Source organism: Bacillus sp. EB106-02-03-XG38 (genome assembly GCF_058792175.1).
Genome location: NZ_JBYTED010000002.1, coordinates 759,839 through 776,452 on the forward strand (window position 1 = coordinate 759,839; position 16,614 = coordinate 776,452).

Sequence of the window (16,614 nt, forward strand, 5' to 3'; positions counted from 1 at the left end):
TCTGCATAGGTTATAATGATTCATCGATACAATATCCCGTATTTTTTGAAGGGAGCAAAAGGTATGATCAAACTACGCTTGAATGAAATTCTCAAGGAGAGAGAAATGCGACAAAAGGACTTAGCAAAAGCTAGTGGGCTTCGTGAAAGTTCTATTAGTGATATGGTTCGAGGCATCCGTTCTACGGTGAACTTAGAACAACTCGAAAAGGTAATGAACTGTTTGGAAATTACCGATTACAACGAAATCTTTGAGAAAGTTGAGGAAAAAGTGAATGTCTAAGTATAAAGTATTTTCAATGTTTGACGGGGTTGGAGGCTTCGTAGTAGGGCTTGATAACGCCAACTTAACACTCAAAGAACCGTTCTTTGAAACAACAAACACTAATCAATTTGAACCATCTCGTAAATCACAAGATGCCTTTGAAGTAGGTATATATAATTATCCACATGTTCAACACAGTAATGAAGATATCATGCAGGCCTCAAATGAATATTTCGAAGAAATGAAAGCTCATGGTGTAAACATGATAGTTGGTGGGTTCCCTTGCCAAGACTATTCTGTTGCTCGTTCTAAAAAACATGAATTGGGCATCGAAGGAAAGAAAGGTGTTCTCTTTTGGGAGATTATCCGTGCAGTTAACCATATCAAACCTGAATATTTGATTTTAGAAAACGTTGATCGTTTATTAAAATCACCATCTTCACAACGTGGACGAGACTTTGCAATTATGCTTGGTGCATTTGCTCAACTTGGTTACTCAGTTGAATGGCGTGTGATTAACGCTGCAGACTATGGGCGTGCTCAGCGTCGCCGCCGTGTGTTCTTTTACGTATATCGGAATGACACACCATTTGCCTTGGCGATGGATGAAAAGTATGGCAAGCCTAAGAAAGAAAAAAATATCATGACATGTGATGAAGGTGATTTCGATAACTACATCTTTCAAGATGGATTGTTCGCTCGTCAATTTCCAATTGAACAAGAGGCATACAAAAAACGTCACTACTCAGATACATTATCTGATAAGGACATCCTCAACGAAGAGTATATCGTAGACATTTCTGACAACTTCACAGGTACTATTTGGAATACCGGTATTATGCGTTATGGTCAATACTTCACAATTGATACATTACCAGTCAAGGAAGAGCCAAAGACTTTGGGTGAAATTGTTCGAGAAGCGAAGGAATATTATGTACGTAAACATGGTGAAGAAGAGTATAACCAATATATCTTAAATTATCAGTTAGACGATGACGATCCAAAGCTTAAAAAATTTGAATACTTACGTGGTCCTAAAAAAATTGAGCGAGTAGCTGATAACGGTCATAAATATACCTTTAGTGAAGGTGGAATGAGTCCGTATGATTCTCTCGATCTGCCGGGACGCACTATGCTTACAAGTGAAGGTTCTGTAAACCGTTCAACACATTTGCTTAAAATCGATGGGAAATACCGACTGCTTACACCGATCGAAGCCGAATTATTACAAGATTTTCCTCCAGACTGGACCAAATTCAAAAAAGATAATCTTGAAAATGTCCGTGAAGTTTCAGACCGTATGCGTTTATTCTTCATGGGGAATGCCTTAGTTACAGGAATCGTTGAACGTATAGGAATTGAGTTAGGAGAAATCGTACGTAAGTACAACACAGTAGAAGTTTAAGTTAATAATGTTTGCTTTTTTAGTAATCAATACAAAAATACAACAACCAAAAGGACTTATAATCGAGGCCTTTTGGTTATCAAAAAATATTAGTTTCTGATATTAAATATCTTATGGTTAAACTAAATATAGGTTGTAAACAAGAAATTTCTAAGTTCGGTTCAGGCGTCTGAGCTCGATAAGTTAAATATGCGCAAAGTATATGCACCAGCTATTTTAACGAGCCTAATAAATCCTGAACCTCTAAAAGTTGCATTTATTTTTTTAAAATAAGCCCCCCAAGAATGTCTTGGGGGGCTTTGTTGGAGAACTATTTAACTTTATACTCTTCCTTATAGTTATTCATATATCTATATATCATTTTATTAACAAACTAATTAATAAATATTTACAATTTAAGTTTTGTAACAATATTATTCCCTCTCAATAAAAAGCCATTTTACATTGGCACCAAATAAATTCATATCAATATTTACAAGCTTTAATACAACCTTCAAATCATTAAAATTTAATTTGATTGGTATCATTGTGGTATCAAAAGTTATTTACCGACTTCATTTTATTACTGATTTCTAATTTTTCTTCAGTAATATTTCTTGGAGTGTCAGTAAAGCATACAGAAATATTTCTTTTTCCAATCATTTCATTTGCATATGGTAATAACTTTTGTGTTTTTTCATAGTTTTCTAAACTACGTTTTTTATTACTTTTATCATTATCTAGAAAATGGCTAAAATACACTTTTTCTTTTTCATTATCCTTCGATGTAGGATATGAATATGAGCATACTTTTCTATCTAAGCTATATTCGCTTGCACGTGTTGGAATAGCATCATTTAGTGCCTTAAAAAAATCGATAGGTTTAAACTTACCATCTACTGAATACTCTATTTCTAAAAAATCTCTAAACCGTATATAGAAATCTCCTTCGAGCATTGTAGGCAATTCAAACACTTCGAAATTTGTAGTAATTTTATGAATTAATGGCAGATGCAAATATTCATTTGTTTTCCTTTTAAACAATCCCAACATATACTCTTTAAACGAAGAATTATCATCATGCTTTTTGTCTTTGAAATTTACATAGTCGAACTTAAAAAGTGCACAAATTTCTAAGTCTTCCTTGAACTTTATATCATTAATAACTTGATAATCGAAGTTTCCCCGTTTCATCGATCTAGATAATGCAAAAAGATTTTTTAATAAGATATTAGCAGCCATGACAACATCCCCTTTGTAAAAGATTTATTTATAGAAGCACTCTATTTTTCTTTTTGCATTAACTTTTCAAGTCGTTCTCCAAACTCCACAAATACCTCTATAATAACGTCTGTTAATTTAATGTTTGGATGCAATTTCCCTCGTTAAAAAGTAGCAATTTCTGAAAGTAATTTTTCAATATCTTCTTTATCTTTCGTTCGCTCAATAAGATATTTAAAAACAGTTTCACTGTCTTTAAATTGATTTTTTAAACTTTGATTATATAGTCTAATCTATTCTTCTAGTTGCTCATTAGCTGTTTCTTCTATTTTGTCTTTCTCACCCCCAAAAAACTTATTATCTTCACTCATATTTTCAATCTTCGGTTTAATACGCATTGAAAATTTCAAAACATTGGAAAGTAGCACAAGAAAAAGTAAGTATAATCAATTTTGTACTTTCCTATGATGGAAGACCAACTTGGAAGTCTACTATTGTCCGAATCATCACACGTCACGCAAAATTAGCTGAGGTAAAACGTATCCAAGCAAAAGGCCTACGTCACTCTCATGCTTCTTTTCTAATTAATGAGTATAACATATCGATTAGAGCATGAAGATATCCAAACAACATTAAGTACTTATTCACCTTTATATCCGAATGTGAATTTTGAAATCGCCAATAATATAACTGAATCAATTAATTACAAAACGGCTAGTGAAAAGAAAACTAAGTTTCAAGGAAATCAATCATTTAAATATTAATTTAACACATAAAAAGCCTCCTTATTTCACTCAAGATGATTTAAGGAGGCTCTATTCAATACTTTGATTTTAGGATTACTTAGTAGTATTTATTGTAGGTAATAGTATTGACGTCTCAGAATCCAATGCAGAAACCATCGAAACAATACCTCTAACATAAGGATACAGCATTGCTGTACCATTTTGTGCTAAAAACAGCTTTATTTTTTCTATATCTGACTTATCATTTATAATAAACAATCCTCTTACTTTAACTTTAATTATCCTATTATTAATTGGATCAGAACTCGAGACATCAATTTCCACTTTCCCTGCTTCTAACCCTTCAGAAATACCAACAGATACTTCTGTAGAAATATCTGCTTTCTCTATAGCTTGTTCATTAACTTTTTTATAGTCAATATTTAAGATTTCATATTTTTGAAATGAAATTACTGGTCTCTCCATAACTATTGTCTCCCTACTTAAACCGCCAATGCTAAATCATTATTTGTCTCTTCTAAATCTCGACCTTTAATACCCTGATACACAGGTTCTATAGTAGAAAAAGAATATATTTCTTCCAATTTATTAGGATTCATATTATATCCTTGAAGATGTAAATTGCTACTATATTCGTTCTTCTTTGAATTAATATAAGTAAAGTTTGTTTCAAACTTTTTTTCTGATTTTTTTTCAAAATCTGATTGAGTATTTATTAAAATTTGACCACTAGAATATTCTTTTGATTCTTCATCTTGAACCACTGATTCAGCATTTACGGCTTTTTTTAAAGCTCGATTTTTTAGAATTTGCTCTAATTTTTCTTCAACTTTTGATTTAATCATTTGATCTTCATTAAGAAGTGACTCGATTTCAGTTTGACACTCAGAGATTACTGGGTTAAATACACTATCTATTACATAATCGAATCCAGTTCGCTCATTTTTAGTTAATGACATAAATAACCCTCCTGTTTCCTATATATTTTCAATACTTTCTATAAATTGTTCCTCTTTTAAACAATAGTAAACATCATAATATAAATGTTTACTCTTTCCTTTTTTATAAATACCTCTAATTAATTTAATTTTGCCATTTTGTATTAAATTATACAAATCAACTGCTACACCGCCAAAAAACGGATTTTCTTGAAATAAATTATCTAAACTAGTCACTATGCTTGTTTGAAGGTAAAGGTAAGGTAATAATTCATCAGCAGAAAAGTCCTCCCTTTCTTCTAGATATTCCATAAATTTATCTTCTAATATTGATTTTAGTTCCTTTATATCACTGTAACTAAAGAAATCAAAAACATTATAATCCGGTACATTTTTGACTTTAACACTAAGAGCTGTACATTCAGATGACGGTTGTTTAGGGTTGCCATATCTAGTACACCAACTTATAGCCTCCGCTCTATTAAAAGTATCAAATAAGTAAATACCTTTTCCAAGCCATTTTACTGGATTATATTTACCATCATCGTCCACATACCCTTTAGATATACGTCCCGCCTTTTCTTTTACTGCATATTTTAAATATTCATCTAGACAAAAAGAACTTTCTTTTAAAGAAGTTTCAATTATATTTTCAGCATTTTGTTTAGTAGTACCGTGAAAAAAATACATTATAATTACTCCTAGTATATGTTTAAAAACTTTTTTATCCTCTACACTATTTTACCATTTTTTCGAACAATGGGTAACAATAAGTTTTTTTCATTTGAAAAATTCGAGTTACTGGTATCAAACCTGGTATCTTTTAAAAATCAAAAGAGCCCAGAAATCCTGAAAAATCAGGATTTCTGGGCTCTTAAATTCTATTCCCACTCAATAGTTGCTGGTGGCTTACTCGTCATATTATACATGAAACGTTAAACCTTTTTTATCACTTAAATACTTACTCCTTTACTTATTCCTCACCATCCCCCCATACCACCCACTACTCTCCTCCAAAAACCCCCTCGTCTCCCCACTATCCTTATAATAAGAATTCCACCCTCTCTCCCGCAAAATCCCCTTCCAACTATCACTCTCCACCATCCTCTTAATCACATCATCCCAATAAGCAACCTCTTCCTCCGTCATATCTTTCGGGCCCATAATTCCTTTCCAGTGCTGGAATATGACGTCGATTCCTTGTTCTTTCCATGTTGGGATTTCTGGTAGGCGGTCTAGCCGTTTTGGTGCGGATACGGCTAGTATTTTTATTTTGCCGGCTTTGTATTGTTTTTCGGCTTCGGATAGGGTCATGGTTGCGGCGCTGATTTGTTTGTTCGTTAGGGCGTTTATGATTTTTCCTTTGTTTTCGTAGACGAAGAATTGTAGTTCGGCAGGGTTTATGCCGAAGGCTTTGCTTACTTGTACGAATGATAGGTGATCGTCGTTTCCTAGGCCTGGGGCAACGCCGATTTTGAAGTTTTTCTTGTCTTGTTTTAGTTGTTCCATTAGTTCGTTTGCAGTTTCTATGTTTGATTCTTTTGATACGACAACGACTTCCCAGTCTGATGCAAGTAGCGCGAGTGGTGTGAAGTCTTTATATGTTAGTTTACTGTGGCCTAGTAGGTTGTTCGTTATGAGTAAGCTTGAGTTAATCGCCAGTACATGACCGCCTTTTTGTTTCGTATATTTCCATCCGACGTCACCACTGCCACCTACTTTGTTTGTAACAGTGATTGGTTTTGTGAAGATTTTTTCTTCTGTCAGTGTTTTTTGCATCGCTCGTGCCGTTAAGTCCCATCCCGCTCCTTGAACGTTTGGCGCAACGATTTCTAATTTGTCTATGTTTACTGTATTCGTTTGAGTTTTTTCCGAAGAACAACCAGCTATTACTCCTGTCATGATCCATATACATAGTAATAATCGTTTTTTCATAGTCCTCGTCCTATGCGATATTTTCGTTCTGGTCTTCCGATAATGCCGTATGTGTACTCAACTGTGCATTCGTTTGTCGCTACTAAGAATTCTAAGTATCTTCTTGCGGTTGTTCTAGAGGCACCCATTTGCTCTCCCATTTCTTCTATTGTAATGCCCTCTTCGAATCCTTTTATAATCCCTTTCACTTTTTGCAGTGTTAACGGATCGACACCTGTCGGTAAATTTTTTATGTCTTGTGTTTGCGAAATGACGAAGAAGTTATCGATGAGTGCTTGATTCACTTCATTGTTACTATGTAATAATCTCTTCTTTCTTTTATAGTCTTCAATTGTGCGAACGAATTTTTCTAACGTGACCGGTTTTATAAGGTAGTTGCTTACGCCATTTCGAATTGCTTTTTCTAACATATGGTTTTCATTTGCCGCTGTAACCATAATGACGTCAACGTTTGGAAAGTCAGCATGGATTTTTGGCAATAAATCCGTACCGATTCCGTCTGGTAAATAATTATCTAATAGAAGTAAATTGATTTCTTCCCTTTGTAGTAATTCCATCGTTTCTTTCGCGTTCAATGCTTTTCCAATCACTTTTACGTCTTTTATTTTTGATAAAAACTCTTCCTGAATTTGCGCGACGCGAAAATCATCTTCTGCAATTGCAACCTTCAACATATGCCCATCCCCCTGTTTGTCATGTACTTTCTCTCAATGTTTTCGGAAGGTAAATTGTAAAAATTGCTCCCCCATTTTTCTCGTTTTGAATTTCAATTGTTCCCTCTAATAGATCTACCATTTCTTTCACATTCGCTAATCCGTAACCACGATCATTCCCTTTCGTTGAAAACCCTTTTTGAAAAATGGTCGTGATTTTTTCTTCTGGTATCCCTATCCCACTATCTATCACTTCAAACACAATATCGTGCCCAATATCCGTAACGAAGAAGGAAACACTCCTTTCCTCTCCTTCACTCACCGCATCAAACGCATTATCGATTATGTTTCCAAGAATCGTAATAAGGTGCGAAACTTTTATATGGTCTGGTAACGGATGAAGCGCACTATCTTCTTCAATATGAAAATCAATTTTCTTCTCAGACGCTGTTCCGATTTTCCCTAATAAAATAGCTTGTACTTTCGCATCATGAATTTGATGGAATAAAATATGGTTTTGGCTTTGATGAATGTTAGATTCTTGCTGGATAAATTCAATTGCTTCTTTGTAATGTCCTAACTGAAGTAATCCCGATAAGACGAAAAGTTTATTTGTAAATTCATGCGTTTGAGCGCGTAAGTCCTCGGAATACTTTCTTACCTCAGATATCGTATTCACTAAGTTTTGCAGTTCTGTTTTATCTCTAAAACTACATACAACTCCTACCGTACTGTTATTTTCGAGTATCGGCGTCATGTTTAAAATAAACACTTTATCTTGAAACGCGATTTCTTGATCGTTTTCTAATACTCTCTCCATCTTAAATTCCGGTAAAACTTTTGAAATGTGTTGCTGCATATAATCACCATTTACATGTAGCATCTCTTCTGCTGACGTGTTCATCATTGTAATAAAACCGTTTTGATCGATAGCGATAATTCCTTCTTTTATAGATAGTAGTATCGCGCTTCGTTCCCGGTATAACGCCGCAATTTCATTCGGCTCTAAACCGAGTGTGTCTTTACGAATGCTACGTGCTAAAAGAATACCACCAACAATTCCAGCTAATAATACAGCTAAAGAAAAGAGTATAATTTCTTTCGTTCTGCTCAATATGTTAGATTCAATACCTTTTATTAAAAACTCTACTGTCACAACACCTACGACTTGATCATAGTCTCCGTTATGAACAATAATAGGTGCCTTCGCCATTAAAGCAGGACCACTTTCACCATTTCCTTCGAGCGTATAATAACCACCAAAAGTAAGTGCTTCATAGTTATATGGATTGTTACTCTTTGTGCCAATCAACCCCGAATTAGAATGGGAATACATAACCCCAAAACGATCTTCTATAATGACATAATCTGCGCCAGCTTGCTCGCGAACTTGTTCCGCAATGGATTGAATGGTACTTTTATGCTCGTTATTTTGAAAAGCTTCTTTTATAGCTGGCATAAAAGAGAGCGACTTCGCAGTTTGCAGTGCTAACTGCTCCACTTGACGCTTCGTATCAACGGACTGAATGTAAACAAATATTCCCGCTAATAGGAGAACGACAAATAAAATTAACGTAATAATTAAGCTTACTATTTTCGTTTGTAATGACACTTTGCGTGATTTCTTCATGCTTCATATCCTTTGATAAAATATTCAAAACTATCAATCTACTTTTCTATTATTATGACAAAACCGATAATGAAGCAACTATTAAAACTCTCCATGTACATAAAGTACAAAAAGAATAAAATTGTCATAATATTGAGATTTTATTCTATAGACAGTACAATTCAACTACAATAAAAACGCTTTCATATCTATCATTTTATTTATAAGCAAGAGGAGGAATGATTATGGCTCAAGTAAAATCTAATCGAGTCGCCGGCAATATTTTCAAAGGTTCTGTCGGCAATTTAATTGAATGGTACGACTGGTACGTTTACTCTGCTTTTGCTGTTTACTTCTCAGCAGAGTTCTTTCCTAAAGGAGATCCAACAAGCCAGTTACTGAACACAGCGGCTATTTTCGCAGTTGGATTTTTAATGCGCCCTATCGGAAGTTTATTAATGGGACGCTATGCAGATCGGCATGGACGCCGGGCAGCATTAACGCTTTCGATTACAGTTATGGCCGGTGGTTCTTTAATTATCGCCTGTACACCTAGTTACGAAAGCATCGGTATTATGGCGCCAATTATTTTAGTTCTTGCCCGTTTACTACAAGGATTATCACTCGGCGGAGAGTACGGAACTTCCGCAACGTATTTATCTGAAATGGCTAGTAGTGGTCGCCGCGGCTTTTATTCAAGCTTCCAATATGTAACGCTCGTTGCAGGGCAAATGGTTGCGTTAGGTGTTCAAATTGTTCTTCAGCAATTGCTAAGCGAGCCCGATATGAAAGCTTGGGGTTGGCGCATTCCATTCATTATTGGAGCGATGGGCGCAGTAGCTGTATTATGGCTTCGCCGCACCATGGATGAATCGGAACAATTTTCAAACATAAAATCACAAAAACGCGAAAATGCAGGAACCGTTCGCGCGCTTATGAAACACCCGAAAGCAGTATTAACAGTAGTCGGCCTAACATTAGGAGGCACTGTCGCATTCTATACGTACACAACATATTTACAAAAGTTCATGGTAAACACAGTCGGTCTTCCGAAAGAAGTTGTAAGCTGGATTAACTTTGCCGCACTACTTATTTTCGTCGTACTTCAACCAATTGCGGGGCTACTATCCGATAAAATTGGACGCCGCCCACTATTAATGGCATTCGGTATTCTCGGAACGTTACTAACAGCACCAATCTTCTTCTTCCTAGAAAAAACGACAGAACCAATGGTAGCATTTTTACTCATGATGGTCGGTCTCATTATCGTTACTGGTTACACATCGATCAACGCAATTGTAAAAGCAGAACTCTTCCCGACTGAAATTCGCGCACTTGGCGTAGGTTTACCATATGCACTAACCGTTGCGATATTCGGCGGAACAGCAGAGTTCATCGCACTATGGCTAAAAAGTATCGGAATGGAATCACTATTCTACTTCTACGTAGCTGGATGTATCGCTATCAGCTTTATCACATATTGGCGTATGGATGAGTCATCGAAGACTTCGCAGATTGAGGCGGAGCTTGGTGGTGGGGATACATTAGTTAATAATAAGTCTAGTTAAAAGTATATATTCTATGTTCTTCGTTTATCTGAAAAAACATAATTCATTAATATGCAATTTAAAAACCTCTACTTATATGTAGAGGTTTTTGTATGACGAAAAAACACGTAGTTCCATTGTTATTTTACAAACCCCAAATTCTTCCTCATCTTGAAGTGGAACAAATTTATTACTTAGAGTGTCTAATAAGTGTATTTCTAATATGAGTTGTCCAGATTGGATACAACATATCCCGTTTGACATCTATTTTTATGTATTATAAAAAAATGAAAGGACTTATTATTCCCAAAAGTAAAAAACATGTATTGTTATACTTTTACAGGTGAACCATTACAAGTGGAAACAAAAAAGAAATAACCCAAACCGTGACTTATCAATCATATAAAGTGAAACTTTAATCAACGGGGGTCTTACTGCCCGTTAATGCAGGATAAACGTTTTGGATGTCATTTAACCTGTGAAATTTTAGCTGCAGTAATATTGTTATCCAATGCCATCTTTAATTGCATTGGTATTTAGAATACCTAGACAAAATCCATATATTCTTGAAAGAGGTTGAAAATTTATGTTCGTTTTAAACAAGTTCTATAACATTTTACATTACAAAAAGATTGTACCTGTAGTATTACTTTCATGTGTATCACTTATAGGCTGTTCCAATAGTAATGCTCAATCTGAACCACCTAAACAATCGAATCAAGCTAATCAAATTAAACAAGAAAATACAGGAAATCAATCTTTTGCTAAACTTGAAAAAGAATATGATGCTAAGCTTGGTATTTATGCACTGGACACAGGTACGAATCAAACTATTGCTTATCATTCAAATGATCGTTTTGCGTTTGCATCTACATCTAAATCATTAGCTGTGGGCGCTCTTTTACGCAAGAACTCATTAGAAGCTCTTGATCAAAGGATTACGTATACTCATGAAGATCTTTCTAATTATAATCCAATTACTGAAAAGCATGTTGATACAGGAATGACGTTAAAAGAACTTGCAGATGCTTCTGTTCGATATAGTGACAGCACAGCACATAATTTGATTCTTAAACAGTTAGGAGGTCCCTCTGAATTTGAAAAAATCTTGAGAGAAATGGGAGATACTGTTACTACTTCAGAACGATTTGAACCTGAATTAAATGAAGTGCATCCAGGAGAAACACATGATACCAGTACACCAGAAGCAATAGCTAAGACGCTTCAATCATTTACATTAGGGACTGCACTTCCAACAGAAAAACGTGAACTATTAGTAGATTGGATGAAGAGAAATACAACTGGAGATAAATTGATTCGTGCGGGCGTACCAAAAGGATGGGAAGTAGCTGATAAAACAGGCGCGGGATCTTACGGAACAAGAAATGATATCGCAATTATTTGGCCACCAAATAAAAAGCCAATTGTTCTTGCTATACTTTCTAATCATGATAAAGAAGATGCTGAATACGATGATAAACTTATTGCAGACGCAACCAAAGTCGTGTTAAATACCTTAAAAGCTACGGAATAAATGATAATAGGTTAAAAGTTTTCTATTTTAGACGGTGTTTTCTCTAGTAGGAGTTGCACCATATTTTCATCAACTAAAAATTTAATAGTGCCCCAAAAATGAAATTTGGTGCTCCCCCTAAAACATCTGGACTGTAATAGCCAATTAAAAAAGTGCAAACAAAACGACCCTTAATCAGTCGTTTTGTTTGCATTTCCTTTTTCTAAAACCACAGAAAAGATAAGTACTATAGTTAACAACATAATAAACCTTACTTCACTTCCGTCACTTACAAAAAATGAATACAAAGTACACATTAAAATTAATATTCCATAAATAATTTTGTACAATATACTCCCTCCTTTTTGCCGTATATATTTTAGTATAAAAGTTTGATTTAAGTCCTATATCCAAATGAAAATAAAAATCACCTGTGATATACACAAAGTACTTTTCTCTTGTTAATTTATCTATTTCACTATATTTATCTATTTTCTTTTTATAACTCAAACTTCTTCGAATCGTACTTTTCTAGAATTTGCTACAATTCATTTTGTTCATATGGAATATGCTTATCTGTCTGTACATCTTCAACATTTGCTCCACCTGCTAATAATCTCCTGTACATAAAAGAGTGCCCTGTTAAATTACTTGTATCATAAAACAAGTATCTGAAGTTGATATGTAGTCTATCTAGAGTGTATGTAAATTTAGAAAATCTCTAATAAAATGTTTGTATTGTAACGTTACCACCAAAACTATTGCCCTAAACACCATGATTTGAAGAGATAGGCCCCATGTTCTAGCCTCAATTCCTCCTACAGTTCTATATTCAGTAGAACTAGTTAATTCCTATAATATAAAAAGAGCACCACTTTTTTGGGCGCTCCTCGTTATAACTATATATTATTTAATTTCCTTCTTTTGCTGGTACCATTTTTCCTTCTTGAGAATCTGTACCTTCTGTTCTTTCAACTGTTTTTGCATATTCTGGTTTCTCAGGGGCTCCCATTTCAAATCCTGGTTGAGAATCTGTACCTTCTTTTGTCCCTACCATTTTTCCTTCTTGAGAACCTGTACCTTCTGTTCTTTCAACTGTTTTTGCGTCTCCTTTAGGAGTTGCTGGCACTGCATCTTTAGGTACATCAAAGTTTTGTGAGAAAGACGTTGTTCCATCTGCACTCTGTGTAATTACTTGATTTGAACTACCTTCATTTGACTTTAAATTGTCCATTTTCGCATCATCTGCACCTACTGCACCTCCCGCTACCAATCCTGTACTTAAAAGTGCTCCTGCTAATAATGTTTTAATCATTTTTCATTACCTCCTGTTTATTTGTAATATTCATCAAAAAGTATCTAGAGTTAATGTTTTAGTCATTGTCTTTATCTACTTACTTTTTGATTACATTTAGCATAGGACAAGAATCTATAGTTGATATGGACTGTATCTGGAGATTATGTAAAGAAAAATAGATAATCAATTGTATATTTTAAGGGATGCTTAGACAATATTGAAATTTTTTATGAGCTTAAACTATTGAGTTCCCCTTTGTTTTCGGGTGTGGGGTTTTTAACTGGGGTGGAGTGAGGAATTAACCTTTTCTAATTTGAAAGCAAACTTTTTATTATTAGTTTACATTCAAAACATTATAAATAAAGATGCTAAAAATCCGTGAACAAAAAACAACATCTCATTGATGTCCCCATCAGAAGTATGGAAGGGAATTAAATGTAATCCTTCCCTGTCTTTATGCATTAAGATAGAAAAAATTATAAATATAGACTTAAATATTTTTTTGAAAGGATATTGTTTAACAAACATAAAAAAGAGCTAAGGCTGTATGAGAACCTTAGCTCTTTTTTATGTTTATTGTTTATTATATAAATTATTTAACGCTACAAGCCATACCGGCTATCATATTACCAACCGAAATATCACTAGGTCCCCAATGCTTTTCCTCAAATCTAAAACAAATGACAAGCCACCTCATGCCCCTTCGCAATCTCAACCATCTTCGGTACTTCCTGGGCGCATTTTTCAGTGGCAAATTTACAGCGCGTTCTGAATTTGCAGCCGGATGGTGAGTTGAGTGGGCTTGGTACTTCTCCCTCTAGGATAATCCGTTCTTTTCCTATGTTTGTTGGATCTGGTTCTGGCATGGATGAGAGTAGTGCTTGTGTGTATGGATGTGCCGGTTTTGTATATAGGTCTTCGCTGTCGGCAATTTCTACTATGTTTCCTAAGTACATGACTCCGATTCGGTCTGATATGTGCCTTACCATAGATAGGTCATGTGCGATGAATAAGTATGTGACTCCTGTTTCTTCTTGGATGTCTTGCAGCATGTTTACGACTTGTGCTTGGACTGAAACATCTAGCGCTGAGATTGGTTCGTCACATAGGATAAAATCTGGTTTTACAGATAGTGCGCGCGCGATGCTGATGCGCTGGCGCTGCCCTCCGCTAAATTCGTGCGGGTAGCGATATAAGTGTTCTTCTTTTAGGCCTACTTTTTTTAGAAGGTCTAATATGATTTCTTTTTGTTCTTCTTTTTCATAAGATCCGTGAATGTTCATTGGCTCGCTAATAATTTGGAAAACGTTCATTGCCGGGTTTAATGATGCGTATGGATCTTGGAAAATGATTTGCATTCGTTTTCTATATTCTTTTAGTTCACTTTCCTTTAAGCTTGCGATGTCTTTTCCGTCAAATAAAACGTTACCTGAAGTGACATCGTGTAAACGAATAATGCTTCTTCCTGTCGTTGATTTTCCGCAGCCCGATTCTCCTACTAGTCCGAATGTTTCACCCTTTTTAATTGTGAAGCTGAGGTCATCGACTGCTTTTAATTGCTCTGTTTTTCTGCCGAATAGCCCCTTTTTAATAGGAAAATACTTTTTTAGATTCCGAACTTCAATTAAGTTTTCTTCATGCATGTGATTCACCTACTGTCTTATCGTTTAACCAGCACATGGAACGTCTTTCGTTACCAATTTCAAAATATGGCGGACGTTCTTTTTCACAAATGTCCATCGCATGCGGGCAACGCTCTGCGAATGGGCAACCTTTTGGCGGGTTTAATAAGTTTGGCGTTACACCTTGAATTGGCGCGAGTCTTTCTTTTACGCCGTTCGATATTTTCGGCAGAGAGTTTAATAGCCCTTTCGTATATGGATGATTCGGCGATTGGAAAATATCAAGTACAGGTCCTTCTTCCATAATAAGCCCGCCATACATAACGATAACGCGTGTACAGTTTTGCGCGACTATTCCTAAGTCATGCGTAATAAGAAGTAACGCCATGTTCGTTTCATTTTTTAAGTTTTTCATTAAATCTAGTATTTGTGCTTGTATCGTTACATCAAGCGCTGTGGTCGGTTCGTCCGCAATGAGAAGGTCTGGGTTACAAGACATCGCCATTGCGATCATAACTCGCTGCTTCATTCCGCCGCTTAGTTCATGCGGATATTGTTTTACCCTTTCTTCTGGTGAAGAAAGACCGACTTGTGTTAACAAGTTGATCGCGATCTGCTCTGCTTCTTTCTTTTTCACTTTTTGATGTCGTATAATTACTTCCGTCATTTGCTTTCCAATTTTTACGACTGGATTTAGCGCAGACATTGGATCTTGGGATATAAGTGAAATTTGATTTCCTCTAATAGAACGTAATTCTTTCTCAGATTTAGAAAGGATATTTTCATTATGAAAAAGGATTTCCCCTTCTTTCACTTTTCCTGGTGATGTAACGAGGGACATAACAGACTTCGCCATTACACTCTTCCCGCTTCCAGATTCCCCAACGATACCAACTACTTCTCCTTTATTTAAACGAAATGTAACGCCGCGAACCGCTTCTACTTCTCCGCTTTCTATGAAAAAAGAAGTCTTTAAATTATTCACTTCTAATAGTTTTTCAGACACGCTTCTCACTCCTTTCACTTAACACTTTAGTTTTCATTTCCAGCTCCTTTTGGCGCGAAAGCTTTCTTCAATGCTTCACCAATTACGTTAAAGCTAAGTACCGTTAAAAGAATAAGGAACCCTGGGAAGAGTGTTAAATACCAAGCTTCACCTATGTATCCTTGCGCATTGTTTAGCATGCTGCCCCAAGAAGAATCTGGTTCTCTAATACCTAAACCTAAAAAGCTAAGTGATGATTCCATTAAAATCGATGTCGCAATTGTTAATGTCGCAGCGATAATAATAGTTGATAAAATGTTAGGAATGATATGTCTTACAATAATTGTGAGTGATTTTTGTCCTGATACTTTTGCATATAAAACGTACTCACGCTCTTTTACAGATAGTGTTTCTGCCCTTACAATACGAGCGGTGTCCATCCATGTTAGTAATCCAATAATAAGAACTAATGTCGTAATTCCTGGTTTTAAATAAGCATTTAATAACAGCATTAAGAAGAATGATGGAATTGACATAAGTACTTCAACAATTCGCATTAAGAAGTTGTCTAACTTTCCGCCATAATATCCGCTAATTGTTCCGACTGCGGTTCCAATTGTAATAGATACAACCATTGCAAGGAAACCAACCGCAAGCGAAACGCGTCCGCCATATAATGCCCTCGTTAAGTAATCCCTTCCGTAATCATCCGTGCCGAAAGGATGACTCATACTCGGTTCTTGTAAACGATCTGGAATTGACATTTTGCTAGGATCGTATGGCGATACGAATGCAAAAATCGATGCAATCGTTAAAACCGCAAGTATAATAACTCCCATTAGTACAAACTTATTTTTCGTAAAACTACTTTTTATCGTTTGAAATCTCCTATTATTCATT

16 protein-coding genes are annotated in these 16,614 nt (G+C 35.4%); 4 read left to right on the forward strand and 12 right to left on the reverse strand.

What is annotated here, in order from left to right:
• The first annotated feature begins 63 nt into the window (after positions 1-63).
• Entirely contained in the window at positions 64-282 is a 219-nt protein-coding gene (locus AC3WTI_RS13325) for a helix-turn-helix domain-containing protein (protein ID WP_016513852.1), read from the forward strand.
• Positions 275-1,669, forward strand: a complete 1,395-nt coding sequence (gene dcm, locus AC3WTI_RS13330; RefSeq protein WP_097840899.1) for a DNA (cytosine-5-)-methyltransferase — start codon at positions 275-277, stop codon at positions 1,667-1,669. The genes AC3WTI_RS13325 and dcm overlap by 8 nt, the downstream gene beginning before the upstream one ends.
• Positions 1,670-2,203: 534 nt before the next feature.
• Here the strand turns inward: dcm and AC3WTI_RS13335 are convergent.
• The 7 genes from AC3WTI_RS13335 to AC3WTI_RS13365 all read right to left on the reverse strand — a co-directional run bounded on the left by AC3WTI_RS13335 (position 2,204) and on the right by AC3WTI_RS13365 (position 8,771).
• Entirely contained in the window at positions 2,204-2,890 is a 687-nt protein-coding gene (locus AC3WTI_RS13335; protein ID WP_097840898.1) for a DUF6037 family protein, read from the reverse strand.
• Between the two features lie 818 nt (positions 2,891-3,708).
• Positions 3,709-4,080 (reverse strand): protein-export chaperone SecB, encoded by a 372-nt coding sequence (locus AC3WTI_RS13340; protein WP_097840897.1) that lies wholly within the window; start codon positions 4,078-4,080, stop codon positions 3,709-3,711.
• 17 nt (positions 4,081-4,097) lie between these two features.
• Positions 4,098-4,574 carry a hypothetical protein gene (locus tag AC3WTI_RS13345; RefSeq protein ID WP_097840896.1) on the reverse strand — a complete coding sequence of 159 codons (477 nt, stop codon included), beginning with the start codon at positions 4,572-4,574 and terminating at the stop codon, positions 4,098-4,100.
• Between the two features lie 18 nt (positions 4,575-4,592).
• Entirely contained in the window at positions 4,593-5,243 is a 651-nt protein-coding gene (locus AC3WTI_RS13350; protein ID WP_253621502.1) for a hypothetical protein, read from the reverse strand.
• A 279-nt stretch (positions 5,244-5,522) separates the two neighbouring features.
• On the reverse strand, positions 5,523-6,488 hold the full coding sequence (locus tag AC3WTI_RS13355; protein WP_098903337.1) for a tripartite tricarboxylate transporter substrate binding protein: 966 nt from the start codon (positions 6,486-6,488) through the stop codon (positions 5,523-5,525).
• Entirely contained in the window at positions 6,485-7,162 is a 678-nt protein-coding gene (locus AC3WTI_RS13360; protein ID WP_492304369.1) for a response regulator, read from the reverse strand. Before AC3WTI_RS13360 ends, AC3WTI_RS13355 begins: the two co-directional genes overlap by 4 nt.
• A gap of 19 nt (positions 7,163-7,181) precedes the next feature.
• Positions 7,182-8,771, reverse strand: coding sequence for an ATP-binding protein (locus AC3WTI_RS13365; protein ID WP_253621501.1), 1,590 nt, complete (start codon positions 8,769-8,771; stop codon positions 7,182-7,184).
• Positions 8,772-8,995: 224 nt separating this feature from the next.
• On the opposite strand from AC3WTI_RS13365, the gene AC3WTI_RS13370 reads away from it, so the two are divergent.
• Positions 8,996-10,318, forward strand: a complete 1,323-nt coding sequence (locus AC3WTI_RS13370; protein WP_253621500.1) for an MFS transporter — start codon at positions 8,996-8,998, stop codon at positions 10,316-10,318.
• Positions 10,319-10,883: 565 nt separating this feature from the next.
• Positions 10,884-11,831 carry a class A beta-lactamase BlaIII gene (gene blaIII / locus AC3WTI_RS13375; protein ID WP_492304370.1) on the forward strand — a complete coding sequence of 316 codons (948 nt, stop codon included), beginning with the start codon at positions 10,884-10,886 and terminating at the stop codon, positions 11,829-11,831.
• 170 nt (positions 11,832-12,001) lie between these two features.
• Here blaIII and AC3WTI_RS13380 read toward each other — a convergent pair whose 3' ends face one another.
• The 5 genes from AC3WTI_RS13380 to AC3WTI_RS13400 all read right to left on the reverse strand — a co-directional run bounded on the left by AC3WTI_RS13380 (position 12,002) and on the right by AC3WTI_RS13400 (position 16,613).
• Positions 12,002-12,160 carry a hypothetical protein gene (locus tag AC3WTI_RS13380; protein ID WP_179951735.1) on the reverse strand — a complete coding sequence of 53 codons (159 nt, stop codon included), beginning with the start codon at positions 12,158-12,160 and terminating at the stop codon, positions 12,002-12,004.
• A 560-nt stretch (positions 12,161-12,720) separates the two neighbouring features.
• Entirely contained in the window at positions 12,721-13,125 is a 405-nt protein-coding gene (locus AC3WTI_RS13385; RefSeq protein WP_144488353.1) for an alpha-ketoglutarate permease, read from the reverse strand.
• A 653-nt stretch (positions 13,126-13,778) separates the two neighbouring features.
• Positions 13,779-14,750, reverse strand: a complete 972-nt coding sequence (locus tag AC3WTI_RS13390; RefSeq protein ID WP_000544129.1) for an ABC transporter ATP-binding protein — start codon at positions 14,748-14,750, stop codon at positions 13,779-13,781.
• Positions 14,743-15,735 carry an ABC transporter ATP-binding protein gene (locus AC3WTI_RS13395; RefSeq protein ID WP_253621497.1) on the reverse strand — a complete coding sequence of 331 codons (993 nt, stop codon included), beginning with the start codon at positions 15,733-15,735 and terminating at the stop codon, positions 14,743-14,745. The genes AC3WTI_RS13390 and AC3WTI_RS13395 overlap by 8 nt, the downstream gene beginning before the upstream one ends.
• A gap of 26 nt (positions 15,736-15,761) precedes the next feature.
• Positions 15,762-16,613 carry an ABC transporter permease gene (locus AC3WTI_RS13400; protein WP_071759203.1) on the reverse strand — a complete coding sequence of 284 codons (852 nt, stop codon included), beginning with the start codon at positions 16,611-16,613 and terminating at the stop codon, positions 15,762-15,764.
• Position 16,614 lies beyond the last annotated feature (1 nt).